Here is a 12,005-nt window from a genome sequence, read left to right on the forward strand (position 1 = left end):
CCCCTCCCGCCCCTCCCGCCCCTCCCGCTCGGGGTGGCTGGTCCGGGTCCTCTCCGAGCTGCCGGACACCGACGACAGCAACCACGTCTACCTCGGCGTCCACGTCCGCGGGGAGGTCACCGTCGTCCATGAGGACACCAGGACCCTGCTGGAGCCGCACGACCTCGTCTTCTGCGACCCGGCACGACGGCACGGGCACCGGCTGCGGTTCGGCGAGGACTGCCGGATGATCTTCTTCCGGGTGCCGCGCTGCTACCTGGGCGTCACGGAGTCGGACCTGAACCGGGTGCTCGGCGTCCCCGTACGCGGCCGGGAGGGGATCGGGGCGCTGGCGTCCGACTTCCTGACCGCGCTGGCCGCCAAGGCGGAATTCCGACGGTCCACGATCGGGGACCGTCGTGCCCGGACGGCCGTCCACCTCCTCTCCGTCCTGGTGATGGAGCTCCTCGAAGCGGACACGACGGACGGGGCCGACGACGCGTCCGGGACCGGCAACGAGCTGCTCTCCCGGATACACGGCTACATCGAAGAGCATCTGATGGACCCGGACCTCTCACCGGAGTCGATCGCCCGCGCCCACCACATCTCCGTCCGGTACCTGCAGAAGCTCTTCCAGAACGACGGCAGCACGGTGAGCCAGTGGGTGCGCCGGCGCAGGCTGGAGTTCTGCCGCCTCGAACTGGGCCGCTCCCACCGGAGAATCACGATGGCCGCGGTGGCCCACCGCTGGGGCTTCAGCAGCCCCTCGCACTTCAGCCGCACCTTCCGCGGGGCCTACGGCATGAGCCCCAGCGAATGGCAGGCCCTGGCGACCTCGGCCTTCGCACCGATGCCCGCCGACGCCCAGGACGAGCGAGAGCGCGAGGACGCGTGCGCGCCGTCGTGCCCGACACCGAGAAGAGAACGCGCATGCCCCACCCCACCGTCGTCCTCGTGCACGGTGCCTTCGCCGACGCGACCGGCTGGATAGGCGTCATCGCGGAACTGCGCAGCAGCGGCATCCCGGTGGTCGCCCCACCGAACCCGCTCCGGGGCCTCGCGTCGGACGCTGCCTACCTGGCGTCCGTCCTGACGCAGGTCGAGGGTCCGGCCGTCCTCGTCGGCCATGCGTACGGTGGCGCGCTGATCACCGTGGCCGGCGCCGCGGAGAACGTGGTGGGGCTCGTCTACGTGGCCGCCTACGTGCCCCACGAGGGCGAGAGCCTCGGCCAGCTCCAGGGGAGCTTCCCCGAGCCTCCGCTGAGCGGCAACCTGAAGGAGTGGACCTACCCGCTCCACGACGGCGCCCGGGCGGTCGAGGTCACCATCGAGGAGACGGCATTTCCCTCGGTCTTCGCGGCGGACGTGCCCGAGGACGTCGCCGGCGTCCTGGCGGCGACCCAACGGCCGCTCGCCGCGGCCGCGTTCACCGAGACCGCGGCCGTGGCGGCATGGCGGACGAAACCGTCCTGGGCCCTGGTGGCCGGGGCCGACCGCACGATCGGCCCCGAGGTCCAGCGCTTCGGCGCCGCACGGGCCGGCGCCGTCGTCGTCGAGCTCCCCGACGCCTCCCACGCCGTCGCCCTCTCCGAGCCCACCAGGGTCGCCGACCTGATCAGGGCCGCGGTACGGGCGACGAGTCGGGATCGTCGTTCAGGCGGGCCCGCCACGCGCTGACCTGTTCGGCGGGCATGGAGGCCAGGCCGGCGATCTCGGCGTCGCTGCGTCCGTCGGACCAGGCCAGGACCCGCGCCACGGTGCGGTTCCGGCCGGCGCGGAACTCCTTGAGCATGGTCTCCAGACGTTCGACCTCCTCGCCTTCGAAGACGAGCTGCTGCTCGACACCGGCGCGTTCCTCGGCGCGCAGGCGGCGCAGGTAGGCGGGCAGGCCGGTCAGGACGAGCCCGTGGGCGCGCGCGGCGCTCTGGAACCTGTCGGTCAGGTCGGTCAGCACGCAGTCGGGGACGTCGGCGAGGGTGGCTCCAGGGGGTCTGGCCGCCTCCCACGTGCTCGTCCCGGGTTCCGTCGTCTCCAGCCAGGTGCGGGCGTCCGTCGGGGTGCGGCCGCCGCACGCCTGGGCGCGGTAGGCGTACAGGGCGGCGCGGTGGCCGTAGAAGGTAAAGCCGTCCTCGATCTGCATCTCGGCGGTGTGGCAGATCCTGCCCGGTACTCCTCCGTAGCCGGAGGCGGGGTGGTAGTCGGCGTAGGCGTCGAGTTCGGCGTCGCCGGCCACGGCCCAGGAAGGGTCGCAGAGCTCGGGGTTGGCGGCGAGGAAGGCACCGACCTCGACGCGCCAGGCGGGGGTCGGTGTGGTGCGCGGCCGGGCCCAGTGGAGCGTGCCGGACGGGTCGAGGGTGTGGGTGGTGGTGTGCTCGATGTCGTCCCAGGCGGTGGCGGCCTCGGCCGACCACTCCAGGTCGCCGTCCGGCCCGATCCGGTGGATCGAGTCGACGAGGCGCTGCACGGAGGGCAGGATGCGCCGCGCGAGGGCGTGGAGCTCTTCGGCGGTGAAGAAGCGCCAGGTGCAGCCGTGCCGGGGGTCGTGGGTGAGGTGGCCGAGGAGTTGCACCACGGTCCCGGGAGCGGGGAAGGTGCCGTCGCCGAGCGCCTTGCGGGTGAGGCCGGGGAGCTGGTCGGCGAGACTGTCCCGGGGGGCGCGCCAGTCGGTGTCGCCGAACCAGACGGCGCCGTCGCCGGCGTCGATCGCCAGCCACTGCTGGTACCCCGTTCCCGGGCCGTAGCGCCGCGCCGGGTCCTCGGCGTGCTCGTCGTGCCAGACGTACTCGCCCGGTGGGGGATCCAGCTCCGCGGCCATGAAGCCGTCCTCGGGGCGGTAGCCGGTGAGGACGCGGGCGGTTCTCGGCGTGCTGTCGGCTGCGGTCATGAGGGGTTCCTCTCGGTGGAACGTCGACCGCGGCCACCGTAGTCCGACCACCCGATAGTAGTTCAATTTTCAGCCATTGCGTCCGATAGTCGGACGCGCCGGAAACACTGGCCCGGGTGACGGGTCTACGCGTGTCCGGCGTCGCGGCAGGTTGGCCGTATCCGACGCGGCCTCAGAGACGGCCCGTGCCAGGTGTGATGAGGTGTCTTGACACCCGGCGGCGCACCCCGCAGGATCACAGCGTGAACCTGTCAGACAGCCAGACAGGTGGCCCCCTTCCGCGGCGCGTCAGCGCCATGGAAGCGGTCTTCGGCCACCTGCGCAGCGCCATCGAGCGCGGTGAGTACGTCGTGGGCGACAAGCTCCCCTCCGAAGCCGAGTTGTGCCGCACCCTCGAGGTCAGCCGCCCCGTACTGCGGGAGGCCCTGCGGGCCCTGCAGGCCATGGGGCTGACCGTCTCGCGGAGCGGCAAGGGGACCTTCGTCGTGGCGAACACGGTCGAGGACCCCACCTTCGGCGACTACGCCGCCAGCGACCTGCTGGAGGTGCGCCGGCACGTCGAGATCCCGGTCGCCGGGTACGCCGCGCTGCGCCGCACCCCGGAGGACCTGGACCATCTGAGCCACCTGCTGGAGCGGATGGAGCGGGAGACCGACACCACCGCGTGGGTGGCCATGGACACCGTCTTCCACCTGGCGGTGGCCGAGGCCTCCGGCAACCCGGTCTTCCGCCGGGTCATCGAGGAGATCCGTGACGCACTGGCGCGTCAGTCGACCTTCCTCAACGAGCTCGGCGGCCGGCGCGAGCAGTCCAACTGCGAGCACCGGGCGATCCTCGAAGCGCTGGCCGACGGCAGTGAGCACGACGCGGTGGAGGCCATGTCCCACCACCTCCTGCGGGTCGAGACGACCCTCACCGACATCGTGCGCCCCCAGCGCACGGTCAGCCCTACGGAAGGCGGACCCGAGGCGTGAGCGAGCAGTTCCTCAAGGACGAGAAGCGCCCCACGACCCGTCACGTCGACGCCGGGGACACCGGCTACAGCAAGTCCTTGAAACCCCGGCACGTCAACATGATCGCCATCGGGGGTGCGATCGGCACCGGGCTCTTCCTCGGCGCGGGCGGACGCCTCGCCGACGCCGGACCCTCCCTGTTCGTCGCCTACGCCGTCTGCGGGATCTTCGCGTTCCTCGTCGTACGGGCGCTCGGCGAGCTCGTCCTGTACCGGCCGTCCTCCGGCGCCTTCGTCTCCTACGCCCGGGAGTTCCTCGGGGAGAAGGGCGCCTACACCGCGGGCTGGATGTACTTCCTGAACTGGGCGACCACCGGCATAGCCGACATCACCGCCGTGGCCACGTACACCCACTACTGGCACCTGTTCTCCGACGTCCCGCAGTGGGTGATCGCACTGATCGCCCTGGCCGTGGTCCTGACCGTGAACCTGATCTCGGTGCGGATCTTCGGCGAACTGGAGTTCTGGTTCGCCATCGTCAAGGTCGGCGCCCTGGTCGTCTTCATGGGGATCGCGATCTTCCTCCTGGTGACCCGGCACCCCGTCGACGGAGCCGTCCCCGGGCCGGCCCTGATCACCGACAACGGCGGGATCTTCCCCAACGGCCTGCTGCCCATGCTGCTGATCGTCCAGGGCGTCGTGTTCGCCTACGCCTCCGTCGAGCTGGTCGGCGTCACGGCAGGTGAGACCGAGAACCCCGAGGAGATCATGCCCAAGGCGATCAACTCGATCATGTGGCGCGTGGGCCTCTTCTACGTCGGCTCGGTCGTCCTGCTGTCGATGCTGATGCCCTGGAACAGCTACACCGCCGGCCAGAGCCCGTTCGTGACGGTGCTCTCCCACATCGGCGTCCCGGCGGCCGGCGACGTGATGAACCTGGTCGTCCTCACCGCCGCCATGTCCTCGCTCAACTCCGGCCTCTATTCCACCGGCCGCATCCTGCGCTCGATGGCCGTCAACGGCTCGGCCCCGCGCTTCACCGCCCGGCTCAGCCGCTCCCAGGTCCCGTACGGCGGCATCCTGCTCACCAGCGGCATGTGCGTCCTGGGCGTCGGGCTCAACTTCGTGGTCCCCAAGGACGCGTTCGAGATCGTGCTCAACCTCGCCGCGATCGGCATCCTCGCCACCTGGGGCATGATCATGATCTGCCACCTGCTCTTCTGGCGGAAGACCCGCAGCGGCGAGCTGACCCGCCCCGCCTACCGCCTGCCCGGCTCCCCGTGGACCGAACTGGTGACGCTGGCCTTCCTCGCCTCCGTCCTGGTCCTCATGTACGCCGACGGAGGGGCCGCGCGCACCACCGTGCTCTGCGTGCCGCTGATCGCCGCCGCGCTCGTGGCGGGCTGGTACGCGGTCCGCGGCCGCGTGGCGCAGGCCGCCGCCAGGGACGACGGCTGAGCAGGACGCCCGCCCGTCCCCCCGCGCCGGGGGGTGGGGGAGCGGACTCCGCCACCCCCCGGCCGGCAGCGACCCACCACAGAACGAGGCAGTGATGCGCAGCAGTCTCCTCGCGGACGCACCCGCGATCCGCGAACCCCGGCACGCCCCCGTCGCCCATGTCACCCGGGGCGGCCTGATCGAGGGGGTCCACCACGGTTCCGTCGTCGTCCTCGACGGCGACGGCCACGTCCGGCTGGCCCTCGGGGACGTCGAGGCCGCCTGCTACCCCCGGTCGGCCCTCAAGCCGGTCCAGGCCGTCGCGATGGTGCGGGCCGGTCTGCCGCTCGACGGAGCCCTGCTCGCCCTCGCCATGGGCAGCCACTCCGGCGAGGAGCGCCACCTCGCGGGTGTCCGCCGGATCCTGGAGCTGGCCGGTCTCACCGAGGCCGACCTGCGCAACGTCCCCGACCTGCCCTACGGCTGCGCCGTCCGGGACGCCTGGGCCCGCGCGGGGCGCGGCCCGTCCCGGCTCGCCCAGAACTGCTCCGGCAAGCACGCGGCGATGCTGTACCTGTGCAGGCTGTCCGGATGGCCCCTGGAGACCTACCTGGAGGCGGACCACCCGCTCCAGAGGGCGATCGCCGAGGTCGTCGGGGAACTCACCGGCCAGCGCATCGCGGCCGTCAGCGTCGACGGCTGCGGAGCCCCGCTGTTCTCCGTGTCCCTGCACGGCCTGGCCCGCGCCGCCGCCCGCATCGCCACGGCCGCGCCGGACACCGCCGAGCACCGGGTGGCGCACGCCCTGCGCCGCCACCCGGAGATGGCCTCCGGCACCGGGCGGGACACCGCCGCCATGATGCGCGCGGTGCCCGGGCTGCTCGCCAAGGACGGCTTCGAAGGCGTCCACGTCGCCGCCCTGCCCGACGGCCGGGCCGTCGCCGTGAAGATCGCCGACGGGGCGGAGCGGGCGCGCATCCCGGTGACGGCCGCTGCCCTCGCCCGGGCGGGGGTGGAGCCGCGCCTGCTCACCGGATTCGGGGGCGGGACGACGACGGGCGGCGGCCGCCCGGTCGGTGGCGTCCGCCCGGTGCCGGCCCTCGCCCCGCCCACCGACGCCCTTGCCTCGGCCGCTGCTGCCGCGGCGCCGGCACCTCGACCAACATGAACGCCAACGAGGTCGTCGCCAACCGTGCGCTGGAGCTGCTGGGCCACGCCAAGGGCGACTACCGGCACCTGCACCCCAACGAGGACGTCAACCTCGGCCAGTCCACCAACGACGTCTACCCCACCGCCGTACGGATCGCGACCGTCCTCGCGGCCCGGAGCCTGCTCGACGCCATGGCCGTCCTGCAGGACGCCTTCGCCCGCAAGGCCGCCGAGTTCCACGACGTGCTGAAGATGGGCCGCACCCAGCTCCAGGACGCCGTGCCGATGACGCTCGGACAGGAGTTCTCCGCCTTCGCCGTCATGCTGGACGAGGACCGCAGCCGGCTCGCCGAGGCCCTCGGTCTCATCCACGAGATCAACCTCGGCGCCACCGCCATCGGCACCGGCCTCAACGCCCCGGCCGGATACGCCGAGGCGGCCCGCCGCCACCTCGCCGACATCACCGGCCTGGCCCTGGTCACCGCTCCCGACCTGGTCGAAGCCACCCAGGACTGCGGCGCCTTCGTCCAGATGTCCGGCGTCCTCAAGCGCATCGCCGTCAAGCTGTCCAAGACCTGCAACGACTTGCGCCTGCTGTCCTCCGGGCCCCGCGCCGGCCTCGGCGAGATCAACCTGCCGCCGGTCCAGGCGGGCTCCAGCATCATGCCGGGCAAGGTCAACCCCGTGATCCCCGAGGTCGTCAACCAGGTCGCCTTCGAGGTCATCGGAAACGACATCACCATCACCATGGCCGCCGAAGCCGGGCAGCTCCAGCTCAACGCCTTCGAACCGGTCATCCTGCACTCGCTGTCGAAGTCCCTCACCCACCTGCGCGCCGCCTGCCTCACCCTCGCGGAGCGCTGCGTGGGCGGCATCACCGCCAACACCGAGGTGCTGCGCGCCACCGTGGAGAACTCCATCGGCCTGGTGACCGCCCTGAACCCGCACATCGGCTACACCGCCGCCACCGACATCGCCAAGGAGGCCCTCGCCACCGGCCGCGGCGTGGCCGAACTCGTCCTGGAACGGGGCCTGCTGCCCGCCGAGCGACTCACCGCCCTGCTCCGGCCCGAAATGATCGCCGGAACCGGCGCGGCCCGTACCTGAGGAGAAGCGGCCGGTGGGCCGGGGCCTGGCTCGGTGCGACCACGCGGGCGCACCGAGCCGGAGCGACGAGTGCCGTACGCCGCCCCCGCGGCCGGGCTCACTCCACGGACACGTCGTGCCGGACGATCGTCACGGGGCACGGCGCATGGAGCGCCACCTGCTGGCTGACGGAGCCGAGCAGTGCCCGGCGGAAGCCCCCCCGCCCGCGGCTGCCCACGACCAGCATGTCGGCGCCGTCGGCCGCGTCCACCAGGACCTCGACCGGGTGGCCGTGCACCAGCCGCTCCCTCACCGACGAGGCGCCCTCCTCGCCGAGCACGGTGCGGACCTCCTCGACGAGGCGCCGCTGGGCGTCCTCCTGGTCGAAGGTCGCATCCACCGCGGGCGCGGACCAGGACGCTTCGCCGGGGACCTCCCAGGCCGTGACCGCCTCCACCGCGCCGCCGACGAGGCCGGCGTACCGCACCGCCCAGCGCAGCGCGGCCTCGGACGAGGGCGACCCGTCGACGCCCACGACGATCCTGCCGGTCTCCTGCTGCGTGTCCATGCCCTTCGCCCCTTTCGACGTTCTCGTTCCAGCGTGTGCGCGGTGCCTGCGCACCGCCACAGGAAGCGGCCCAGAAGCGGGGGCGGGACCGGGATGCCGGGTCGGCCCGGCCGGGACCGTGGCGCCCGGTGGGGGACCTTTGGCCCCCCGTACGGCCCCTGACGGCCCTCTTCCGTACCCGCCGCCGGTGACAGCGTCGGTCGTGACACCCGTCCGCTCCTCGGTGAGGAGGAACCGTGGAAAGCACCATCCGTCCCCCGGACACCAGCTCCGTCGTCGTCGGCGTGGACGGCTCGGATCCGGCGCGCAGCGCCGTCCTGTGGGCCGCCGGGGAGGCCGCGCGCCGCGACCGGCCGCTGCACATCGTCCACGGTGCCGACACCGACGGCAGGGCCCTCTACCTGTCGGCCGAGACCGTCGAAAGGGTGCGCGCGGCCGGCCGGGAGCTCCTGGACGACACGGCGAAGGCCGTGGCCGCCGAGTACCCCGGTCTGCACGTCACCACCGAGTTCAGCCGCACGGACGCCGTGAGCGCCCTGCGCCGGGCCGGTGGCCTGCACGGCACCGTCGTCGTGGGCCACCGCGGTCTCGGCGGATTCACCTCCCTCCTGCTCGGCTCCGTCGGCCTGGGCGTCGCGGCCCTCGCCAGGAACCCCGTCGTCGTGGTCCGTGGCACGGAGACCGCCGAGGAGCACAGGACCGTCCTCGCCGCCGTCCGCGACGAACACGACCTCGGGTGCGCCCGCTACGCCGCCCAGGAGGCCGAGCTGCGCAAGGCGTCGCTGCGCCTGCTGCACGTGTGGAACATGCTCCAGTCCGTCGGTGACGTGGTGCCCATGCTCGACGGGGTGGACGAGATCGCCGCGGGACACGAGAAGACCCTGTGGGCCGTCACCGGGACGATCCACGACGAGTTCCCCGACCTGACGGTGCAGGGTGACGCCGAGAAGGGCCTTTCGGTGGCCGGAGTCCTGGTCGAGGCCTCCCGTTCCGCCGACCTCCTGGTCATGGGCGGCCGCCGTGCCCCCACCCCGCTCGGACTCGGCCGCACCCTGGGCCGGGCCACGCACAGCGTCCTGCACCACGCCCACTGCCCGGTCCTCCTGATCCCCCGGTCCGACCCCCACTCCGACGGCGGGCCATGACCGCCGCCGAGCCGGCCCGCCGGCGCTGACCGGGGCACCCGCCCGGAGTGGCACGCACCGCTGGCGCACGACCGCGCGGACGTCAGCGCTCGGCCTGACCGCCGTGGTCGTGCTCGTGCTCGTGGACCTGCGCGGCGATCACCGCGGCCTGGACCCGGCGCTCCACCCCGAGCTTGCCCAGGAGTCGGGAGATGTGGTTCTTCACCGTCTTCTCGGACAGGTAGAGCTGCTCGGCGATCTGCCGGTTGGTGAGGCCGTCCCCGATGAGCTCCAGGACCGCCCGTTCCCGCTCCGTCAGCGCCGCCAGGCGGGCGTCCTCGGGGTCCTTCGCCGCTCCGGGGTCGCGCAGGGAGTGCATCAGGCGGGCGGTCGTGGCCGGGTCCAGCATGGACTGGCCCGTGGCGACCGTACGGACGGCGGCGACCAGGTCGGAGCCCTTGATCTGCTTCAGCACGTATCCCGCCGCGCCCGCCATGATCGCGTCCAGCAGCGCCTCCTCGTCGTCGAACGACGTCAGCATCAGGCAGGCCAGGCCCGGCATCCGCGACCGCAGTTCCCGGCAGACGCTGATGCCGTCGCCGTCCGGCAGCCGTACGTCGAGCACGGCGACGTCGGGACGCAGCGCCGGCCCCCGGGCCAGACCCTGCTCGGCCGTGCCGGCCTCACCCACGACGGTGATGTCCGGCTCGGCGTCGAGGAGGTCCCGCAGCCCGCGCCGGACCACCTCGTGGTCGTCGAGGAGGAACACCGTGATCGGGGCCTCGCGGGAGACGTTCTGATCGTCGGACATGGCCGCCCCTGGTTCGGTCCGCGCTGTGCGCTTCACCCGAATTATCCCAGCCGGCCGAGCATCGGGCCCGACCTCGTCAGCGGATTCCGGCGCCGACCGGACGCTCCTCGGCCGCCGGCCCGCGCGCTTGTCCGCCCGTCGTCCCGGCCCGCGGCACGATGGTGCGGCACACGACCCGCCGCCGCCCCAGTGAGCCCCGGAGGCGCCATGCCGACGTACGGACGGGCCGCCGTGGTCCCGCCCGCCTTCCGTGGCTACCGCGCGGCATGGCTGCGCGGCGACGTCCTGGCCGGGATCACGGTCGCCGCCTACCTCGTCCCCCAGGTCATGGCCTACGCAGGCGTGGCCGGCCTGCCCCCGGTCACCGGACTGTGGGCCGTCCTCCCCTCGATGCTGCTCTACGCGCTGACCGGCTCCTCCCGCCTCCTGTCCGTCGGCCCGGAGTCGACCACGGCCCTCATGACCGCCGTGGCCGTGGGCCCCCTCGCGGGCGGCGACCCCGCGCGGTACGCGGCGCTCGCCGCGGCCCTGGCGCTCGTCGTCGGACTGCTGTGCCTGGCGGCCTGGGCCGTCCGCCTCGGCTTCCTCGCGGACCTGCTGTCCCGGCCCGTGCTCGTCGGCTACCTTGCCGGGGTCGCCTTCATCATGGTCGTGGACCAGCTGCCCCGCCTCACCGGCACCGAGGCACACGGATCGGGCTTCTTCCCCCAGGTCCTCTCCTTCTTCCGCCACCTCGGCGGCATCCACCCGCCCACGGCCGTCCTGGCCGCCGGATGCCTGGTCCTGCTGTTCACCCTGCCCAGGCTGTGGCGCGCACTGCCGGCGCCGCTCGTCGTCCTCGTGCTCGCCACGACGGCGGTGGCGGCCTTCGCCCTCGACGAGAGCCAGGGCATCGACGTCATCGGTGCGGTTCCGACCGGCTTGCCGGGCTTCGCCCTGCCCCGTCCGGCCGATCTGACCTCCCTGCTCCTGCCCGCCCTCGGCGTCCTCCTGGTCGGCTACACGGATGTCGTCCTGACCGCCCGCGCCTTCGCGCGGCACGACGACCCGCACGCCCTGGACGCCAACCGCGAGCTGCTGGCCCTCGGCACGGCCAACCTCGGAGCCGGCGTCCTCCACGGCTTTCCCGTCAGCAGCAGCGCCAGCCGCACCGCCCTCGCCGACTCCGCCGGCGCCCGCACCCAGGTGTACTCCCTCGCCGGCGCCGTCTGCGTGGCAGCCGTGCTGCTCTTCCTGGGTCCGCTGCTGACGCACACCCCCGCCGCCGTCCTCGGAGCGATCGTCGTCTACGCAGCCGTCCGTCTGGTCGAGGTGGGCCAGTTCCGCCGACTCGCCGCCTTCCGCCGCCGGGAACTCCTCCTGGCCCTCGGCTGCACCCTCGGCGTCCTCGCCCTCGGCATCCTGTACGGCGTTCTGGTCGCGGTGGCCCTCTCCGTCATCGAGCTCCTCGCCAGGGTCGCCCGCCCGCACGACGCCGTCCTGGGCGTGGTCCCGGGCCTCGCCGGCATGCACGACATCGACGACTACCCGACCGCCCGCACCGTACCCGGCCTCCTCATCTACCGTTACGACTCCCCGCTGTTCTTCGCCAACGCCGAGGACTTCCGCCGCCGCGCCCTGGCCGCCGTGGACGCCGGACCCCGGCCCGTGCAGTGGTTCGTCCTGAACGCCGAGGCCAACGTCGAGGTGGACATCACCGCCCTGGACGCCGTGGAAGCCCTGCGGAACGAGCTCGTCCAGCGGAACATCGTCTTCGCACTCGCCCGCGTCAAACACGACCTCCGCATCGCCCTCGACGCGTACGGGCTCACGGCGGTCGTCGGGCCGGACCGGATCTACCCCACCCTGCCGACCGCGGTTGCCGCCTACCGCCGATGGCAGTACGCCCCCTAGGTGTGTTGTCCCGGGACGTTGGTGACACGCGTGCTGGGTTCTTGAAATGGGTGAGGGCCTCCGGGTTCGGTGTGGATTGCGACATCTACACGGATCCGAGGAGGCCCTCGTGCCCCACCGTA

The 12,005-nt window shown here is 72.9% G+C and carries 10 protein-coding genes and 1 pseudogene; 8 read left to right on the forward strand and 3 right to left on the reverse strand.

Features of this window, described 5'->3' with window-relative positions:
- Together EF918_RS24515 and EF918_RS24520 are read left to right on the forward strand one after the other, a co-directional pair.
- The coding region (locus EF918_RS24515; protein ID WP_125650536.1) for a helix-turn-helix domain-containing protein at positions 1–970 on the forward strand (970 nt) is incomplete at its 5' end.
- Positions 910–1,656: an alpha/beta fold hydrolase gene (locus EF918_RS24520; RefSeq protein ID WP_125650538.1), complete on the forward strand. Its 747-nt coding sequence runs from the start codon at positions 910–912 to the stop codon at positions 1,654–1,656. The genes EF918_RS24515 and EF918_RS24520, both read left to right, overlap by 61 nt.
- Here the strand turns inward: EF918_RS24520 and EF918_RS24525 are convergent.
- Positions 1,595–2,863 carry a hypothetical protein gene (locus EF918_RS24525; RefSeq protein WP_125650540.1) on the reverse strand — a complete coding sequence of 423 codons (1,269 nt, stop codon included), beginning with the start codon at positions 2,861–2,863 and terminating at the stop codon, positions 1,595–1,597. The genes EF918_RS24520 and EF918_RS24525 overlap by 62 nt on opposite strands.
- Before the next feature lie 242 nt (positions 2,864–3,105).
- Between EF918_RS24525 and EF918_RS24530 the strand changes: the two genes are divergently transcribed.
- The 4 genes and pseudogenes from EF918_RS24530 to EF918_RS24545 all read left to right on the forward strand — a co-directional run.
- Positions 3,106–3,837 (forward strand): FadR/GntR family transcriptional regulator, encoded by a 732-nt coding sequence (locus tag EF918_RS24530; protein WP_125650542.1) that lies wholly within the window; start codon positions 3,106–3,108, stop codon positions 3,835–3,837.
- Entirely contained in the window at positions 3,834–5,273 is a 1,440-nt protein-coding gene (locus tag EF918_RS24535) for an amino acid permease (protein ID WP_125650544.1), read from the forward strand. Before EF918_RS24530 ends, EF918_RS24535 begins: the two co-directional genes overlap by 4 nt.
- A gap of 94 nt (positions 5,274–5,367) precedes the next feature.
- On the forward strand, positions 5,368–6,420 hold the full coding sequence (locus EF918_RS24540; RefSeq protein WP_125650546.1) for an asparaginase: 1,053 nt from the start codon (positions 5,368–5,370) through the stop codon (positions 6,418–6,420).
- Positions 6,396–7,508: pseudogene (locus EF918_RS24545) on the forward strand (aspartate ammonia-lyase); the annotation flags it as partial. The gene EF918_RS24540 and the pseudogene EF918_RS24545, both read left to right, overlap by 25 nt.
- A gap of 97 nt (positions 7,509–7,605) precedes the next feature.
- Here the strand turns inward: EF918_RS24545 and EF918_RS24550 are convergent.
- A complete protein-coding gene (locus EF918_RS24550; RefSeq protein WP_185921900.1) occupies positions 7,606–8,055 on the reverse strand; it encodes a universal stress protein in 450 nt (149 codons plus the stop codon).
- Between the two features lie 236 nt (positions 8,056–8,291).
- Between EF918_RS24550 and EF918_RS24555 the strand changes: the two genes are divergently transcribed.
- Positions 8,292–9,200, forward strand: coding sequence for a universal stress protein (locus EF918_RS24555; protein WP_125650548.1), 909 nt, complete (start codon positions 8,292–8,294; stop codon positions 9,198–9,200).
- 82 nt (positions 9,201–9,282) lie between these two features.
- Here the strand turns inward: EF918_RS24555 and EF918_RS24560 are convergent, their stop codons facing one another.
- Entirely contained in the window at positions 9,283–9,990 is a 708-nt protein-coding gene (locus tag EF918_RS24560; RefSeq protein WP_125650550.1) for a response regulator transcription factor, read from the reverse strand.
- 207 nt (positions 9,991–10,197) lie between these two features.
- Here EF918_RS24560 and EF918_RS24565 point away from each other — a divergent pair, with 207 nt between their 5' ends.
- Positions 10,198–11,883: a SulP family inorganic anion transporter gene (locus tag EF918_RS24565; protein WP_125650552.1), complete on the forward strand. Its 1,686-nt coding sequence runs from the start codon at positions 10,198–10,200 to the stop codon at positions 11,881–11,883.
- Positions 11,884–12,005: the final 122 nt, after the last annotated feature.

The sequence above is a fragment of the Streptomyces sp. WAC06614 genome (genome assembly GCF_003949795.1).
Taxonomy (GTDB): domain Bacteria; phylum Actinomycetota; class Actinomycetes; order Streptomycetales; family Streptomycetaceae; genus Streptomyces.

Bases quoted from the DNA above. Each gene is read 5' to 3' on its own strand.
- EF918_RS24520 (WP_125650538.1), top strand. From the start codon at position 910: ATGCCCCACCCCACCGTCGTCCTCGTGCACGGTGCCTTCGCCGACGCG.
- EF918_RS24525 (WP_125650540.1), bottom strand. From the start codon at position 2,863: ATGACCGCAGCCGACAGCACGCCGAGAACCGCCCGCGTCCTCACCGGC.
- EF918_RS24540 (WP_125650546.1), top strand. From the start codon at position 5,368: ATGCGCAGCAGTCTCCTCGCGGACGCACCCGCGATCCGCGAACCCCGG.
- EF918_RS24550 (WP_185921900.1), bottom strand. From the start codon at position 8,055: ATGGACACGCAGCAGGAGACCGGCAGGATCGTCGTGGGCGTCGACGGG.
- EF918_RS24560 (WP_125650550.1), bottom strand. From the start codon at position 9,990: ATGTCCGACGATCAGAACGTCTCCCGCGAGGCCCCGATCACGGTGTTC.
- EF918_RS24565 (WP_125650552.1), top strand. From the start codon at position 10,198: ATGCCGACGTACGGACGGGCCGCCGTGGTCCCGCCCGCCTTCCGTGGC.